At 51.9% G+C, this 16,786-nt stretch carries 13 protein-coding genes; 9 read left to right on the plus strand and 4 right to left on the minus strand.

The window, feature by feature from the left end; all coding sequences use genetic code 11:
* The first annotated feature begins 301 nt into the window (after positions 1-301).
* Entirely contained in the window at positions 302-2,032 is a 1,731-nt protein-coding gene (locus HFE64_08440; GenBank protein ID MCI8633486.1) for an ABC transporter ATP-binding protein, read from the plus strand.
* Positions 2,029-3,774: an ABC transporter ATP-binding protein gene (locus HFE64_08445; protein MCI8633487.1), complete on the plus strand. Its 1,746-nt coding sequence runs from the start codon at positions 2,029-2,031 to the stop codon at positions 3,772-3,774. Before HFE64_08440 ends, HFE64_08445 begins: the two co-directional genes overlap by 4 nt.
* Before the next feature lie 41 nt (positions 3,775-3,815).
* Here the strand turns inward: HFE64_08445 and HFE64_08450 are convergent, their stop codons facing one another.
* The 3 genes from HFE64_08450 to HFE64_08460 are packed head-to-tail and all read right to left on the minus strand — an operon-like array spanning position 3,816 to position 6,610.
* Complete coding sequence (locus HFE64_08450; protein MCI8633488.1) at positions 3,816-4,373, minus strand: biotin transporter BioY; 558 nt, start codon at positions 4,371-4,373, stop codon at positions 3,816-3,818.
* Positions 4,357-5,244, minus strand: coding sequence for a LysR family transcriptional regulator (locus tag HFE64_08455; protein ID MCI8633489.1), 888 nt, complete (start codon positions 5,242-5,244; stop codon positions 4,357-4,359). Before HFE64_08455 ends, HFE64_08450 begins: the two co-directional genes overlap by 17 nt.
* A gap of 13 nt (positions 5,245-5,257) precedes the next feature.
* Complete coding sequence (locus tag HFE64_08460) at positions 5,258-6,610, minus strand: MATE family efflux transporter (protein MCI8633490.1); 1,353 nt, start codon at positions 6,608-6,610, stop codon at positions 5,258-5,260.
* Positions 6,611-6,821: 211 nt separating this feature from the next.
* Between HFE64_08460 and HFE64_08465 the strand changes: the two genes are divergently transcribed.
* The 7 genes from HFE64_08465 to HFE64_08495 all read left to right on the plus strand — a co-directional run bounded on the left by HFE64_08465 (position 6,822) and on the right by HFE64_08495 (position 16,089).
* A complete protein-coding gene (locus tag HFE64_08465) occupies positions 6,822-7,988 on the plus strand; it encodes a zinc-ribbon domain-containing protein (GenBank protein ID MCI8633491.1) in 1,167 nt (388 codons plus the stop codon).
* Positions 7,989-7,991: 3 nt separating this feature from the next.
* Positions 7,992-8,672, plus strand: a complete 681-nt coding sequence (locus HFE64_08470; protein MCI8633492.1) for a hypothetical protein — start codon at positions 7,992-7,994, stop codon at positions 8,670-8,672.
* Between the two features lie 20 nt (positions 8,673-8,692).
* Entirely contained in the window at positions 8,693-11,131 is a 2,439-nt protein-coding gene (locus tag HFE64_08475) for a TIR domain-containing protein (GenBank protein ID MCI8633493.1), read from the plus strand.
* A 724-nt stretch (positions 11,132-11,855) separates the two neighbouring features.
* Positions 11,856-13,136, plus strand: a complete 1,281-nt coding sequence (gene serS, locus HFE64_08480) for a serine--tRNA ligase (GenBank protein MCI8633494.1) — start codon at positions 11,856-11,858, stop codon at positions 13,134-13,136.
* A gap of 12 nt (positions 13,137-13,148) precedes the next feature.
* Positions 13,149-13,832 (plus strand): hemolysin III family protein, encoded by a 684-nt coding sequence (locus tag HFE64_08485; protein MCI8633495.1) that lies wholly within the window; start codon positions 13,149-13,151, stop codon positions 13,830-13,832.
* Positions 13,833-13,869: 37 nt separating this feature from the next.
* Entirely contained in the window at positions 13,870-15,195 is a 1,326-nt protein-coding gene (locus tag HFE64_08490; protein MCI8633496.1) for an MATE family efflux transporter, read from the plus strand.
* A 180-nt stretch (positions 15,196-15,375) separates the two neighbouring features.
* Complete coding sequence (locus HFE64_08495) at positions 15,376-16,089, plus strand: histidine phosphatase family protein (protein ID MCI8633497.1); 714 nt, start codon at positions 15,376-15,378, stop codon at positions 16,087-16,089.
* On the opposite strand, the gene HFE64_08500 is transcribed toward HFE64_08495, so the two are convergent.
* Entirely contained in the window at positions 16,086-16,769 is a 684-nt protein-coding gene (locus HFE64_08500) for a YdcF family protein (GenBank protein ID MCI8633498.1), read from the minus strand. The two genes, HFE64_08495 and HFE64_08500, sit on opposite strands and share 4 nt — an antisense overlap.
* Positions 16,770-16,786 lie beyond the last annotated feature (17 nt).

Genomic DNA, 16,786 nt, shown 5'->3' on the forward strand with positions numbered 1-16,786 from the left:
TTCCACCATTTTCCTTTCTTCCACCACGGCCAGCTGAATTTTTTCAGCTAATTTCTATTTTGCGCTATAGGCAGCTGAACAGCACAAGATAAAACAACCCAAAATAAAAACCGCCCAACACAAAATAGGACGCAAGCGCGTAATCAATTGCTATAACGCAGCATCTATTTCACTATCCAGAGTAGCATATAAAGGCAACAAACAGCAGAAAATACAGCATGAGGAAAAGCTTGATAAAAATATTACTATATGCTATAATCTGAACTAAAATATTCTTTTTAGTTATAATATGGAGACAGATATGGTTAGATTGATTCGGTATTTAAAGCATTACAAAAAAGAAAGTGTAATTGGCCCTTTATTTAAACTGTTAGAAGCCTCCTTTGAGCTGATTGTGCCGCTCATCATGGCACAGATCATGGATATAGGCATCCGAAATGGCGATGCCGCCTATATCCTAAGACAAGGAGGCATGCTAGTGCTGCTCGGCGTGCTCGGTCTTAGCTGCTCACTCATTGCCCAGTACTTTGCCGCCAAAGCCTCCTTTGGCTTCGGGACGGAGCTGCGCAGCGATCTGTTTCGGCATATCAACAGCCTCTCCTATGCCGAGATCGATCAGCTCGGAACCTCTACGCTCATGACAAGAGTAACCAGCGATATCAATCAGGCGCAGAGCGGAGTCAATCTGGTGCTGCGGCTCTTTTTGCGTTCCCCCTTTATCGTAGCCGGAGCCGTGATCATGGCCTTTACAATCAACATAAAGCTGGCGCTGATCTTTGCCGTCGCCGTGCCGGTACTGGCTCTGGTGATCTACTGCGTGATGCTCAAAGGCATCCCGCACTATAAAAAAGCGCAGCGGCAGCTAGATCAAATTTCACAGATCACAAGAGAAAATCTGACCGGCGTGCGCGTAATCCGGGCCTTCTCTAAGCAGGAGGAAGAGCAGAGCCGGTTTGAACAGGCCAATGGAGCACTGCGCAAAACGCAGCTTTTTGTCGGCAAAATTTCAGCGCTTCTCAATCCGCTTACGTATGTAATTGTCAACCTAGCGACTGTGCTGATTGTCTGGCAGGGTGGCCATCAGGTGCATGACAGCGTAATCACGCAAGGCGAGGTAGTCGCGCTCGTAAACTACATGACGCAGATTCTGATCGCGCTGGTCGCGCTCGCCAACCTAATTGTAACCTTTACCAAAGCCTCCGCCTCAGCCAGCCGGATCAATGAAATTTTTGCCGTGCATTCCCAGTTAAGCGATGAAGGAAACGAGCCGCAGCAGGCGGCAAGCCAGACGCCCCATATCGAGCTGCAAAAGGTCAGCTTTGCGTATGCGGCAGGAGAAAACGCGCTTACGGATATCACGCTGCAAGTGGAAAGGGGACAGACCGTTGGGATTATTGGCGGTACGGGATCCGGCAAGACAACGCTGATCAACCTGATTCCGCGCTTTTACGATGTGACAGCCGGAAGCATAAAAATAGACGGTGTTGATGTAAAAAGCTATCCATTTCAGCAGCTGCGCTCCAAAATCGGCATCGTGCCTCAGAAAGCCCAGCTTTTCAAAGGAACGATCCGCGAAAATATGCGCTGGGGAAATCCGCAGGCAAGCGACGCAGAGATCGAAAGGGCACTCGTCATTGCACAGGCCGATGAAGTAGTTCATTCTAAAGAAAAGGGACTGGATGAAATGCTCGAGCAGGGCGGCGCGAATCTTTCGGGCGGGCAGCGGCAGCGGCTTACGATTGCCAGGGCTCTTGCAGCAAGCCCCGAAATTCTGATTCTGGACGACAGCGCTTCAGCACTGGATTTCATGACGGATTTCCGCCTGCGGCGGGCGCTGAAGGAAAATACGGACGGCATGACGGTGCTGATCGTGTCGCAGCGGGCGTCGGCGGTGAAGGATGCGGATCAGATTGTGGTGCTGGAGGATGGCCGGATGGTGGGCTGCGGCACGCATGCGGCGCTTTTGGCGGGCTGCGAGGTGTACCGCGAGATCTGCTCATCGCAGCTTTCGGAGGAGGTGCAGGCAAGATGAAGCAAAAAGAAACGATGCGGCAGGTGCTGGCGCTGATCCGTCCCTACAGTTTATACCTGGTATTGTCGCTGGCATTTGCGGTGCTGAGCACGGCGCTTACGCTTTATGTGCCCATTTTGGTGGGAGATGCGATTGATTATGTGGTGGGTCCGCAGCAGGTGGATTTTGCGGCGGTCTGGCGCCTGCTGGTGCAGATCCTGCTGCTCACAGGCGTGACGGCGCTGGCGCAGTGGCTGATGAATCTGTGCAATAATAAGATCACCTATCATGTGGTGACAGATCTGCGGATCCGTGCATTTGAGAGGCTGCAGATTTTGCCGCTGCGCTATCTGGACGCACAGGCGCATGGCGACATGATCAGCCGCATGATCACGGACGTGGATCAGTTTTCGGAGGGGCTTTTGATGGGCTTTTCGCAGTTTTTTACCGGTATGGTGACGATCATCGGCACGATTGCCTTTATGCTGACGGTGAATGTGAAAATCACGCTGGTGGTCGTGCTGGTCACGCCGGTTTCGCTGCTGGTCGCGCGCTTTATCGCCCGGCGGACCTATTCGATGTTTCAGCAGCAGTCGCAGGTGCGCGGCCGCATGACGGCTCTGGTCGAAGAGATGGTGGGCGGCCAGAAGGTGGTGAAGGCCTTTGGCTATGAGCAGGAGGCGCAGCGGCGCTTTGACGAGGTCAATGAGGAGCTCAGAGCCTGCGGACAGAAAGCGATTTTTTACTCGTCCATCACCAATCCCTGTACGCGCTTTGTCAACGGACTGGTGTATGCGGCGGTCGGCATCGTAGGCGCGGTGTTTGCTGTCAGAGGCCTGCTTTCGGTGGGGCAGCTTTCCTGCTTTCTCACCTATGCCAATCAGTATACGAAGCCTTTTAACGAAATCTCCGGTGTGGTGACGGAGCTGCAAAATGCACTGGCCTGCGCGGCGCGCGTGCTGCAGCTCATTCAGGAGAGGGCGCAGGAGCCCGATGCGCCGGATGCCAAGGTGCTCACGCCCGCAGAGATCGACGGCCGCGTATCGCTCGAAAACGTGTCATTTTCTTATACGCCGGAGCGGCCGCTGATCGAGAACCTAAATCTCAGCGTACAGCCGGGGCAGCGCATTGCCATTGTAGGGCCCACGGGCTGCGGCAAAACAACGATGATCAACCTGCTCATGCGCTTTTACGATGTGCAGCAGGGACGCATCTGCGTCAGCGGATACCCGATCCGGCATCTCACACGCAGCAGTCTGCGCGCGGGATACGGCATGGTGCTGCAGGACACATGGCTGAAGGCGGGCACGATCCGCGACAATATTGCCTATGGCTATCCGCAGGCGAGCGATGAAGAGGTGCGCCGCGCGGCGGCAGCTGCTCATGCGGACAGCTTTATCCGGCGTCTGCCGCAGGGGTATGACACGGTCATTGCCGAGGATGGCGGCAATCTTTCTCAGGGGCAGAAGCAGCTGCTCTGTATTGCCCGTGTGATGCTCTGCCTGCCGCCGATGCTGATTTTGGATGAAGCCACTTCGTCGATCGACACGCGCACCGAGCTGCAGATTCAGAAGGCATTTGCCCGGATGATGCAGGGGCGCACGAGCTTTATTGTGGCGCACCGCCTATCAACGATTAAAGAGGCGGATATCATTCTTGTGATGAAGGACGGCCATGTCATTGAACAGGGCAGCCACGAAGAATTGCTGAGGCAGAATGGGTTCTATGCAGAGCTCTATAACAGCCAGTTTGCGCAGGCATGAAAAAAACGCTAAAGTCTTGTTTATCAGACTTTAGCGTTTTTTTATGAAAGCCTCTCAGTCACGGGCCGCAGCCGCAGGGCCAGAAGCGCCGCTATCACGCACAGCACCGTATCCGGAATCACGGTCACCAAAAAGCAATTGATCCAGACAAGTCCCCATGTCACAGGCATATGAATCACATAATTACTGATCACATAAAAATACAGCATGCCGCACAGATAGTAGGCCAGCATGCCCAGCAGCGCCGCGATCAAAAAGGAAAGAAACCGCTGTTTTTTAGCCAGCATGCCAGTAAGAAAGGCCGTAAGAGCAAAGCCAATTAGAAATCCAAAGGTCGGCCGCAGCAGATAAGCAGGGCCGCCGCCAGCGGCAAATACCGGCATGCCCAGCAGTCCCAAGAGCAGATATATAAGAACGCTGCCAGATCCCAGCTTTGGGCCCAGCAAAAACCCGGCCAGCAGCGCAAATAAAAGCTGGAGTGTAAAATGCATGGGAAAGGGCTGAAGGGGAAGTGAGATTTTAATGAAAGCGCCGGCCGTCAGCAGAGCGGCAAAGAGACCGCACAGAGCGAGGCTACGGATATTATGCCTTTGCTTCATGCAGCTCTCCCTTCTGCCAATAGGTCAAAAAATGCTGCGCAGCTAAGGAAAGAGGCGCATTTTTGAGATGGACGGCGGCCATACAGGTGACCAGATCAGAGCATGCAATGGGCTGTGCGATTAAAGAAGCAGCAAATAAAGCGCTGATAGAGCGCGGCACAAGCGCGACGCCAAGGCCGGCAGAAGCCCACATGAGCGCGGTGCGCGCATCATCGCTTTTGCAAAGACAGGTATGAGAAAGTCCCTCACCGCGGAAGGCCAGATAGATCATCTGTTCAAAGCGCCGGTAATACAGCAGCGGCAAAGAGGAAAGCTCCGTCAGAGAGATCGAGGGCGCATCTGGATGAGGCAGTAAGGAGGGTCTGGCAACGGCCACTAAGGATTCAGCCTCTTTAGAAAAGCAGGTGAGCCCTTTGGTATTAAAGGGCGTACGCACAACGGCAACTTCGATTTGCCCCGTTTTGAGCTTTTCCAAGAGCTCATACGTGTTTCCCTCTGAAATTTCAAACTGAAGATCAGGAAAATCATGGCAAAAATCAAACAGGCAGCTCTGCAGCAGGGCGCTGCCGCAGGACGAGATCGTGCCCAGACGCAGGATGGCTGGTGCGCCGGATTCAAAACGCCGCAGATCCTCCGCAGTGCTTGCCATCATGGAGGTGATGTTTTTAGCGCGCTGATATAAGAAGTAGCCGGCATCTGTGAGCAGCGTGCGCCTTGCGCCGCGCTCGATGAGCTGAAGCCCCAATTCATTTTCTAATTCGGCGAGCTGCTTGCTGAGAGAAGGCTGGGACATACCCAGTCTTTTCGCGGCAGCGGAAATATTGTCGGCTTCTGCAATCTGTGTAAAATAATATAGCTGTCTATCGTTCATGGTTTTCTCCTAATTAAAAAGTGAGGGCTTTGAGCGTGCGGCGCAAAAAGAAGAAGCAGAGAAGGAAAGAGGCGACTTCGGAAATGGGGAAGGCGAGCCAGACCAGATCGAGGACGCCGGAGAGCGAGAGCAGCAGCGCAACGGGCAGGAGCACAAGGAGCTGGCGGGCGATGGATACAATCAGGCTGTAAATGCTGCGGCCGAGGGCCTGAAATACAGTGGAGGCAATGATGTCAAAGCCGGCGAGCAGAAAATGCGGCGCAATGATGCGCAGGGCGGCGCGGCCCATATCCAGCATCGTATCGGAGGCGTTGAAAAGCCGGAGCAGGGCATCCGGAAAGCCTTCAAATAGGATAAAACCAAAAAGCATCAGCAGCGTAGCATAGAGGATGCTGTAGCGGATGGTCTGATGGATGCGGTCCTTTTTTTGCGCGCCGAAGTTATAGGAGATGATGGGCACCATACCGTTGTTGAGGCCGAAAACCGGCATGAAGATAAAGCTCTGCAGCTTGAAATATACGCCGAATACGGCAGTGGCGGTGGTGGAAAATACAATGAGAATTTTATTCATGCAAAAGGTCATCACCGAGCCGATCGAGGACATTAAGATGGAAGGAATGCCAATGGCGTAGATCTCGCGGATGAGCCTGCGCGTGGGTCTGTATTTTTTGAAATGCACCTGGATCTCCAGATTGACGCGGTGATTTAAGTAAAAGCCCAAGGCAGCTGCGATGATCTGGCCGGTGATGGTGGCCAGAGCGGCGCCGGCTACGCCCATGGCCGGCAGTCCTAAGTAGCCGAAGATGAAGATAGGATCGAGAATGATGTTGATGATGGCGCCGAGCCCCTGCGTAATCATGGTATAGAAGGTGCGGCCGGTGGCCTGCAGCAGGCGTTCGCCGATGATTTGGCCGAAAAGTCCAAAGGACAGGCTGGTGACGATGGTCATATAGGTGGTGCCATATTCGATGATCTGCGCATCAGAGGTCTGTACGCGGAAGAAAAATTCAGAGAGTGTGAGGCCCAGCACGGCGAATACCAGAAAACTGGCCAGAGCCAGCAGGATGCCGGTGACGGCCGTGCGATTGGCGCGCTCCTGGTCCTTAGCGCCGAGGCTGCGGGACAGGATGGCATTTACGCCGACGCCGGTACCGGTCGACACGGCAATCATCAGATTTTGCACCGGAAAAGCAAGTGATACAGCGGTGAGAGCGTTTTCATTGATCTGCGCGACAAAAATACTGTCGACGATGTTATAGAGTGCCTGTACCATCATGGAGATCATGATCGGTAGCGACATAGTAATTAAAAGGCGGTTAATCGGCATAACGCCCATTTTGTTTTCTTTTGGAGAAACGACTTGCATAGAAATCCTCACTTTCAGTTCATCGCATCAATAACATAAAAAGAGCCTGTGATATCAGCACAGGTTCCTACTAGAGCTATATACTAGTATAGAAAATTTTGCCGAAAAAGTCAAGATGATTGTCAAAAAGAGGCGGGCGTGATACAATCCTAATATAGAACAACAAGAAGGAGGCGCCTCGGTGTCAAAGCGCTTTGGAATGGAGGATACTATGAAAAATGTAACACAGATCATTCAATATGAGGGTGACAACAGCACATTTATATGGAAGCACCCTACAGAGGATTTTAACAGCCTGACCCAGCTCATTGTGCATGAGAGTCAGGAAGCCATTTTCTTTATGAACGGGCAGGCATTGGATCTTTTTACGGCCGGGCGCTACACGCTGGAAACGCAGAACATTCCCCAGATCGGAAAGCTGCTGAACCGGACGACCGGCGATCAGACGCCCTTTCACTGCGAGGTGTATTTTATCAACAAAACCGAGCAGATGGCAATCAAATGGGGAACCGACAGCAAGGTGCAGTATATCGAGCCCACCTATGGATTCCCAATTTCAATTGGCGCCTCTGGAGAGATGAGCCTGCGGGCGGCCGACAGCCGCAAGCTGCTCCTGAAGCTGGTGGGGACGGAGAGTACACTGGGACGGGAGAAGCTAGTTGGATTTTTTAAGGCGTTTCTGATGACAAGGGTAAAAAGCTATATTGCGCAGGTCATGAAGGCAAACGCGATCAACATATTTGAGATTGACGAACAGCTGCTCACTTTTTCAGAGGCGATCAAAAGCTTGCTGATAGAAGATTTTGCCGGTTATGGAGTGGCATTAGAGCAATTTTTTGTCACCAATATTGTAAAGCCCGACGGGGAGCGGCAGTATGAAAAATTTAAAGAGCTGCATTTCCGTCAGTATGCCGATATTGCAGAGGCAAAGCTGCATCAGCAGACGGATTTGATTCAGGCACAGACACAGGCGCAAAAAACGGTGATTGCTTCGCAGGCTATGGCGACCAAACGCGCACAGGAGGGATATACCTATCAGCAGGAGCGCGGCTATGATGTAGCGGAAAAGGTGGCTCAGAATGAGGCCGTGGGCGAATTTACCAATATGGGCGTTGGACTTGGCACGATGGCAGGCGTTGGCGGCGCAGTCGGCGGTATGGTTGGCGGCATGATGAAGGAAAGCCTTGGCGCAGCCCAAAAGCCGGTGGCCGCACAGGGCTTTTGCGAAAGCTGCGGCGCCAAACTAGCAGAGGGAGCTGCGTTTTGTGAAGAATGCGGCGCGGCAGTGGCCCCTTTGGGCGTTTGTAAAAATTGCGGATATTCATTTGAGCGCGCAGGCAAATTCTGCCCGCAGTGCGGTACAAAGAGGGAGGGATAAAAAATGAAGAGAAATTTTAAATATTATGGGATGGCATGGGCAGTTTTAACCGTTCTTTTTCATGTGTTTGCCTTTGTCTTGCCGCATGCCTATACGGCTTCTTTTTGGATTGGCTACGGGACAATTTTGATAGCGCTGATCGGACAGCTTATATGTGCCTACGTTGTTTTTAAAAAGGAGAATCCACAGGCTCGTTTTTATCATATTCCGCTGATTACCATCAGCTTTGGCGGACTGATTGCTTCTTTTGCTATAGGGAGCCTGTGCATGCTGATTTCGGTACTGCCGTACTGGATAGGCACTATTTTATGTGCCCTTGTACTGGCTTTTACCGCCATCTCTGTGATCAAGGCACAGGCAGCGGCAGAGATGGTCTCAGCGATGGATCAAAAGATCAAAGAACAGACCTTTTTAATGCGCGCTCTCACGATGGAAGCCGAGGGCCTAATGGCAGCTGCTGCTTCAGAGGCAGGCCGCAAGGCTTGTCAGAAGGTATACGAGGCTTTTCGGTATGCGGATCCAAAAAGCTGTGAGGAGCTGGCGCCTTTGGAGGACGAAATTAAACAGCGGTTTGCAGAGTTTAAGCTGGCGGCAGGTACGTCAGAGGAGAAAACGGAAGAGGCTGCAGCTGTGCTGCTGAGGGCGGTGGCGCTTAGAAATGAAAAGTGTAAATTATATAAATAGGCAGAGGAAAGAAGGACTACATGGCGATATTTAAGTGCAAGATGTGCGGCGGCGCGCTGGAGGTAGCGGAGAATGAGACGACAGCGGTGTGTGAATATTGCGGGACCAGGCAGACGCTGCCAAGGTTAAATGATGAGGGTAAGGCGAATTTGTATGACCGGGCCAATCATTTTCGGCGGAATAATGAATTTGATAGGGCCATGGGGATTTATGAGCAGATTCTGAATGCGGACCCGGAGGACGCGGAGGCGTATTGGTCGCTGGTGCTGTGCCGCTATGGCATTGAATATGTGGAGGATCCGGATACGCATAAGAGAATCCCTACGGTGAACCGGACGCAGCTTACGTCGATTTTTGCGGATCCGGATTATAAGCAGGCGCTGCAGCATGCGGATGGGATGCAGCGCGAGATGTATGAGGAAGAGGCGAAGGCGATCGATCAGCTGGAAAAGAACATTTTGGCTATCTCAGAGCAGGAGGATTCGTTTGATGTCTTTATTTGTTATAAAGAGACGGATGCGCTGGGCAGTCGTACGCCGGATTCGGTGCTGGCGAATGAGCTGTATCATGAGCTGACCGAGGAAGGCTTCAAAGTGTTTTTTGCCCGCATCACGCTGGAGAATAAGCTGGGGTATGCCTATGAGCCCTATATTTTTGCAGCGCTTAATTCGGCGAAGGTGATGGTAGTCATCGGCACAAAGCCGGAGTATTTTAATGCGCCTTGGGTGAAAAATGAGTGGAGCCGGTATCTGGCGCTGATTAAAAACGGCGCGTCAAAGATGCTGATTCCGGCGTACCGGGATATGGATCCCTATGATCTGCCAGAGGAGTTTGCTCATCTGCAGGCGCAGGATATGGCAAAGCTGGGCTTTATGCAGGATTTGATTCATGGCATTAAAAAGCTGGCGGCAGAGCCGCAAAAAGGGGATGTTAGAAAGCCGGACGCAGTCAGTGCGGCGCCGGGGGCCGCCCCGCTTTTGCGCAGAGCTTTTTTGTTTCTGGAGGATGGGGATTTTGCGAGCGCCGATGAATACTGTGAGAAGGTGCTGGATCTGGAGCCGGAGAATGCGCAGGCTTATTTAGGAAAGCTGCTGTCACGCCTGGAGCTGAGAAAAAAAGAAGAGCTTTCGGGGTGCTGGGAGCCTTTTGATGAGGAGCCAGAGTATCAAAAAATCGTTCGCTTTGGAGACAGTGAGCTACTTGCGATTCTGCAGGGATATATCAATGAGATCACCAAGCGCAATGAAGCGGCTCGGATTGAAAGCATGTATCAGGAGGCAGTCCTTTTGATGAGCAAAGCGAGATGGGAGGATGCCTATCAGGAGGCGGCTCGCAAATTCTCGGAGCTTTCCGGATATAAGGATTCGGAGGCGCGTATACAGGAATGTCTGGATATGGCAGAGATTATGCGCAAGGACAGCATCTATGCGGATGCAATCAGAACGATGAAAGATCGGAGTGTGAGAGCCTGTGATTCGGCCATCCGAAAGCTTGAACTGATCCCAGGATGGAAGGATGCAGATGAAAAGCTTTCGGAATGCCGGATTTTATTGGAAGAGCTGAAAATAAAGGCTGAAGAAGAGCGAAAGGAGCAAGAGCTGAGAAGAGAGCAAATGCGCCGGAGGGAGCTGGAGAAGGCCAAACGGGCTAGGATATTTAAGTGGATCAAGATGGGGGCAGCGATTGCGGTAGGTATAGGAGTGATTTTAAAAATTGTATTATCCTCACAGGCAGTGCAGTACAGCAGGGCGCGGAGCCTGCAGGAAGATGGCCGATATGAAGAGGCAGCGGAGAAATATCTGGCGCTCACGGGCTATAAGGATGCGGCCGATCAAGCGGAAAACTGCTATAAAGAGCTGTATGGAGCAGCCTATGATAAACTGAGAAAGCTAGTCCCGGGCGCCACCTATCGGTTTGGAACGTATAACCAGCTGAATGACGCCAATGAAAAACAAAAAATTGAGTGGATTGTGCTGGAAAAGGAAGGGCGCAATCTGTTGCTGGTAAGCAAATATGCATTAGATGTACAGCCGTATCATACAGAAAGGACGGAGGAGCCGATATCGTGGGAGGAGTGCTCTTTGCGGCAGTGGCTGAATACGGTTTTTATCGAAACGGCTTTTGATGAAAAGGAGCGCGAATTTATTTTAGGCACTAAAGTCGTGCAGGAACGCGAACGGAATACATTTGATTGGATCTTTTTATTGAGCGAAAGTGAAGTTCAGCAGTACTGGAAGGAAAAAATATTGAAAGGGAGCCTAGAAACGCCTTATACGGAAGCGCTGAATATCTACTGCATAGGACGGCATGTGGAGTGGTGGCTTCGTACGCCGGGCAAGGACCGGGGCTGTAAGATGCTGGCCTATAATGATATAGACATTTTAGAGAGAGGACAGCCGGTTGATTATAGCCGAGGCGGCGTTCGCCCAGCTATGTGGGTTACGTTTAGCGCCGAATAAACCGTATTTTATAGCATTTCCGCGAGCGGCGGCTAAAGGGGGAGTTAGCTTTACGAGCTGCTTAGAAATTAACGTATCTAGGCAGCTTGTAAGCCCGTTATGCGGGTAAGAAAAGGGCACTTTTAACGGGGCAGATGGATAATTTTACCCGTTATGGTAGGCTGCTTCAGCTGCTCATAACGGGTAAAATAGCAGATTAGATACGTTAAAAGCAGCGCCGCGAGCAGGTGATAACGTTGAAAAACAGACAAAGAGCAGTTAATTTTCGAGCTGCATGGAATGAGTAACTGATGATTGTTCAAAAGGGACGGATCTGAATTAGAATTAGAGTCAGAATCAGAATTTGAATTTAAACTGTTCTCTCATTTTCACCTCTTGCATTTTTGAAAAGGCTGGGCTATAATAAATAGCATAACTGCGATGATGAAAGCTGCGGTCTGATGAGCCTTGCAGAGAGCCGGCGGAGGGTGCGAGCCGGCAGGCGGCAGGATCTTTCCACTTTCGGAGCAGCCGGTGAAAGCCGGAGGGTCGTATCCTCTAGCATACGAAATGAAGAGGCTGCCTGCAAAGCAATGAGGCAGCAACTTGGGTGGCAACGCGGAATCCTTTCGTCCCATGGGTACATTGGCTTGGGACGGAGGATTTTTTATATTCTCGCAGGGATGTCCCAAACCAAAGACAACAACATTTGCCGCTGTGCGGCGCTGTAGAATGGAGGAGCATGATGTTAGATTTAAAGTTTGTCAGAGAAAATCCGGAGGCTGTGAAGCAGAATATCCGCAATAAATTTCAGGATCGGAAGCTGCCTCTGGTGGATGAGGTGATTGAGCTGGATGCGACGAGCCGCAGGGTGAAGCAGGAGGCGGATACGCTGCGGGCAAACCGCAATAAGATCTCTAAGCAGATTGGTGGGCTGATGGCCAAGGGCCAGCGCGAAGAGGCAGAGCAGGTGAAGAAGCAGGTGACGGAGGCCTCGGCGCATCTGGAGGAACTGGAGAAGCAGGAAGCGGAGCTTGCCGAGAAGATCCGCAGCATTATGCTGACGATTCCTAATATTATTGATCCGAGCGTGCCGATTGGCAAGGATGACAGTGAAAATGTGGAGCTGGAGCGCTTCGGCGAGCCGGCGGTGCCGGATTTTGAGATTCCCTATCATACGGAGATCATGGAGCGCCTGCATGGGATCGATCTGGACAGCGCCCGCAAAGTGGCCGGCAATGGCTTCTATTATCTGATGGGCGATATCGCGCGGCTGCAGTCGGCGGTGCTGACCTATGCGCGTGATTTTATGATTGACCGCGGGTTTACGTACTGCATTCCGCCGTTTATGATCCGCAGCAATGTGGTGACGGGCGTCATGAGCTTTGATGAGATGGAAGCGATGATGTATAAGATCGAAGGCGAGGATCTGTATCTGATCGGAACCAGCGAGCATTCGATGATCGGCAAATTTATTGATACGATTCTGCCGGAGGAGGAGCTGCCGAAGACGCTGACCAGCTATTCGCCGTGCTTTCGCAAGGAAAAGGGCGCGCACGGGCTGGAGGAGCGCGGCGTATACCGCATCCATCAGTTTGAAAAGCAGGAGATGATCGTGGTCTGCAAACCCGAGGATAGCATGCTCTGGTATGAGAAGCTCTGGAAGAACACGGTGGATTTGTTCCGCAGCCTCGATATACCGGTGCGCACGCTGGAGTGCTGCTCGGGCGACTTGGCAGATCTGAAGGTGAAATCGGTGGATGTGGAGGCGTGGTCGCCGCGGCAGAAGAAATATTTTGAGGTGGGCAGCTGCTCCAATCTGGGCGATGCGCAGGCGCGCCGCCTGAAAATCCGCGTCGTAGGAGAAGAGGGCAAATATTTTGCTCATACGCTGAATAACACCGTGGTAGCGCCGCCGCGTATGCTGATCGCATTTTTGGAAAATAATCTGCAGGCCGACGGCAGCGTGAAGATCCCGGAGGTACTGCGTCCGTATATGGGCGGCAAGAGCGAGATCCGCGCCTAAGGGAGGTAGCCGATGCGAACAAGAACCAAATTAAAAGACCGCAAGCTCCCCGACTACACGCGGGGCGAAGAGATTTTCAATATGACGAGTCACATCGTAGGCAGCGCCATTGCCATTGTAGTGCTGGTGACCTGCGTGGTCATGGGCGCGCTGCGCGGCACCGCCTGGTCCGTGGTCGGCGGCGCGATCTACGGCGCCTCGATGATCCTTTTATATACCATGTCCAGTATCTATCACGGGCTGCGGCCGGTCAAAGCCAAAAAGGTCATGCAGGTGATCGATCACTGCACGATCTATCTGCTGATTGCCGGAACCTATACGCCCATTATGCTGGCCGCCGTGCGGCAAGTATATCCCGCGATTGCATGGACGGTGTTTGGCGTGGTTTGGGCCTGCGCGATCGTAGCCATTGTGCTGACGGCGATTGATCTGAAGAAGTTTAAAATATTCTCCATGATTTGCTATCTGGGGATGGGCTGGTGCATCATCTTTTTTGTCAAGCAGACTGCAGAGGTGCTGGGAGGTCCGGCGATGTGGCTGCTGGTGCTCGGAGGCGTGGCCTATACGGTGGGAGCCGTGCTGTATGGTCTTGGCAAGAAAAAGCATTATATTCATTCTGTGTTTCATATTTTCTGTATTATCGGCAGTCTGTTTCATTACTTTTTGATTCTGTTTTATGTGATGCCGATTCGTTAAAATGGAGGTTCGTGTGGAAGACGTTAGTAAAAAACCAATGTTCACTAGAAAAATGATTGTTGCACTGATCGTGCCGCTCATTTTGGAACAGATTTTAAATGTATTTGTCGGCATGGCTGACTCGCTCATGGTATCCAGCGTGGGCGAGGCGGCCGTCTCCGGCATCAGTCTGGTGGATTCCGTTAATTTTCTGCTGATACAGCTTTTTGCAGCGCTGGCAACAGGAGGTGCCGTCATTTGCTCGCAGTATATAGGAAAAGGAGAGCCCGACAGCGCAGGAAAGGCAGCGAAGCAGCTGCTGTATTTCAGCGTATTATTCGCTGCAATTTTAGGCGTGATTGCGATCGTGTTTAACCGGCCGCTGCTGCAGCTGATCTTTGGACAGGTCGAGGACAGCGTCATGCAAAACGCCGTAACGTATTTTTGGCTCAGCGCTCTGTCCTATCCGTTTCTGGCACTCTATAATGCCGGTGCGGCGCTGTTCCGTTCTATGAATAAAAGCCGGGTGACTTTATACATATCGCTGATGGTTAATATCATCAATATCATTGGCAATGCCATTTTAATCTATGGGTTTAAAATGGGCGTGGCCGGCGCAGCTACGGCAACGCTGTTTGCCAGAGCTGCCGGAGGAATTGTTGTCTTTACGCTGCTTTGCAAACCCAAACAGACGATTCATATCAGCAGTCCAATGCAGTACCGTCCGGATGGGAGGATGCTCGGCCGGATTTTAAAAATCGGAATTCCCACAGGGATGGAAAACAGTCTGTTCCAGCTGGGCAAGCTGATGCTCAGCCATCTGGTGGCCACGTTTGGCACGGCCGCCATTTCTGCAAATGCCATCAGCAATACGCTGGTGAGTCTTTCTAATATTCCGGGATCTGCCATTGGACTGGGGCTGGTGACCATCGTGGGACAGTGCATGGGAGCGAGAGAAACAAAGCAGGCAGTTCAGTATACGAAAAAGATGCTGCTGCTTACTTTTGTGTTGATGAATACCATGAATGTGATTATGTATGTGGGCGCTGGCTGGCTGGCTGGGCTTTATAATCTGAGCGAGGAGGCCACGTCGACGGCCGTAGAGCTGATTCGCAGCTTTGCCCTCTTTGCTGCTGTATTCTGGCCCCTTTCCTTTACGATCCCCAATGCGCTCAGAGCGGCTGGCGATGCCAAGTTTACGATGGTTACATCGGTCAGCAGTATGTTTGCATTTCGTGTAGGGCTGGCTTATCTGCTGGCTTACACAACGGATATCGGCGTAATGTGCGTGTGGCTCGGCATGTATGCCGACTGGATCGTCAGAGGCCTGGTATACGTTACGCGCTTTTTACGCGGAAAATGGAAAAATATTCGGCTTGTATAATTTGGCAGCCGCAAATCTGACATTTGCGCCGCAGCTCTCGCGCTAACGCGCTCGAAATGGAGGAAGTATGAAAAACTAGCTCGAATAGCTAGTTTTTCATACCAGTATTTGTTGCCTGCGGCACAAATAACTTTTTTGCAGGCGCAAATCTCGCGCTGACGCGCTCGATATGGAGGAAGTATGAAACTCTTATTCATTCGTCATGGCGATCCGGATTATGCCGCGGACTCCTTGACAGAAAAAGGCTGGCGCGAAGCGAAGGCGCTGGCTGACCGCATGGAAAAGCTGGATATCGCTAAATTTTACTGCTCGCCGCTGGGCAGGGCGCGTGATACGGCCGGCGTAACGCTGCGCCGAATGGCGCGTAATGCAGAGGTCTTTGATTTTCTGCAGGAATTTCGTTATCGGATCGAAGATCCGCGCACAGGAAAGCCGCGCGGCGCATGGGATCTGTATCCCAGCGACTGGACAAAGCAGGAGGCGCTCTTTGACAAGGACCTTTGGTGGCAGTCGCCGATGATGCAGACCGGGACAGAAATTAAGCCCCGCTACGACGAGGTATGCGCGGGGCTGGACAGTCTGCTAGAGAAGCATGGCTATCGACGGGACGGGTATCTGTATCAAGTGCAGAAAGCCAATACCGATACCATTGCCGTGTTTTGTCACCTGGGCGTAATGTGCATCCTGCTTTCGCATCTTCTAAACTGCGCGCCAACCATCTTTTGGCAGGGGAGCTTTGTAGCGCCAACCTCGATCACGATGCTGGAGACCGAGGAGCGCGACAAAGGTACCGCCGTTTTTAGAATGCGCTGTCTGGGCGATACGGGGCACCTGTATATGGCAGGCGAGCCGGTATCCGATTCCGGATTTTATGAAGAGGTGCATGTGCACTAGAAAAGCCAGACCTTGAGCACGGCAAGCGCTTCCCGCAGGAAATAATTGATTTTCAAAAGAAAGCTGGACGTGGGAGCGGCAAGTCCGGTTGGATCATACCCTAGTTTACGGGCAATCCACTTGGCTCTGTACAAATGATATTCGCTAGAGACGATGGCAACGGAAGGCGCCGCCGTCTCTTTTTGTATGATGGCATAAGAAAAGGCAATATTCTGCTCAGTATTTTCAGCCTGATCCTCCTTTAAAATGCGCGCAGCGCTAATATGCTGCTGCAATAGATAATTCTCCATGGCCTGCGCCTCGGAGATGTCTTCGCCGGGACCCTGTCCGCCGGTCACGACGACCTTGCAGTCAGGATGCGATTTTAAATAAGAGGCGGCCGCCTCCAGACGGTCTAACAAAGACAGCGACGGGCTTGTGCCATTCACGCCGGCGCCCAGAAGAATCAGGTAATCCACATCATCCGGCGCATCCGTGCGGGACCCTTGAAGGATAGGAATTTCTATGATCAAAAGCGCAGAGAAAAAAAGAATCAGCAAGCTAATGACCAGCTTACGATAATGCGATAGCAGACAGAGCGCAGCAGCAAAGATAAACAGAAGGCCGATCATCTGATAGCCAAAGGGCAGCAAAAGGATGATCATGCCGAGTAATGCGCAAATTACAGATGCAAGCTTCATGCGTACCTCCTTAGAAT

This window comes from Lachnospiraceae bacterium, from assembly GCA_022794035.1.
Classification (GTDB): Bacteria; Bacillota; Clostridia; order Lachnospirales; family Bianqueaceae; genus CALWPV01.

Bases quoted from the DNA above. Each gene is read 5' to 3' on its own strand.
- HFE64_08440 (MCI8633486.1), top strand. From the start codon at position 302: ATGGTTAGATTGATTCGGTATTTAAAGCATTACAAAAAAGAAAGTGTA.
- HFE64_08495 (MCI8633497.1), top strand. From the start codon at position 15,376: ATGAAACTCTTATTCATTCGTCATGGCGATCCGGATTATGCCGCGGAC.
- HFE64_08455 (MCI8633489.1), bottom strand. From the start codon at position 5,244: ATGAACGATAGACAGCTATATTATTTTACACAGATTGCAGAAGCCGAC.
- HFE64_08445 (MCI8633487.1), top strand. From the start codon at position 2,029: ATGAAGCAAAAAGAAACGATGCGGCAGGTGCTGGCGCTGATCCGTCCC.
- HFE64_08470 (MCI8633492.1), top strand. From the start codon at position 7,992: ATGAAGAGAAATTTTAAATATTATGGGATGGCATGGGCAGTTTTAACC.
- HFE64_08460 (MCI8633490.1), bottom strand. From the start codon at position 6,610: ATGCAAGTCGTTTCTCCAAAAGAAAACAAAATGGGCGTTATGCCGATT.
- HFE64_08500 (MCI8633498.1), bottom strand. From the start codon at position 16,769: ATGAAGCTTGCATCTGTAATTTGCGCATTACTCGGCATGATCATCCTT.
- HFE64_08450 (MCI8633488.1), bottom strand. From the start codon at position 4,373: ATGAAGCAAAGGCATAATATCCGTAGCCTCGCTCTGTGCGGTCTCTTT.
- HFE64_08485 (MCI8633495.1), top strand. From the start codon at position 13,149: ATGCGAACAAGAACCAAATTAAAAGACCGCAAGCTCCCCGACTACACG.
- HFE64_08465 (MCI8633491.1), top strand. From the start codon at position 6,822: ATGAAAAATGTAACACAGATCATTCAATATGAGGGTGACAACAGCACA.
- HFE64_08475 (MCI8633493.1), top strand. From the start codon at position 8,693: ATGGCGATATTTAAGTGCAAGATGTGCGGCGGCGCGCTGGAGGTAGCG.
- HFE64_08490 (MCI8633496.1), top strand. From the start codon at position 13,870: ATGTTCACTAGAAAAATGATTGTTGCACTGATCGTGCCGCTCATTTTG.
- serS (MCI8633494.1), top strand. From the start codon at position 11,856: ATGTTAGATTTAAAGTTTGTCAGAGAAAATCCGGAGGCTGTGAAGCAG.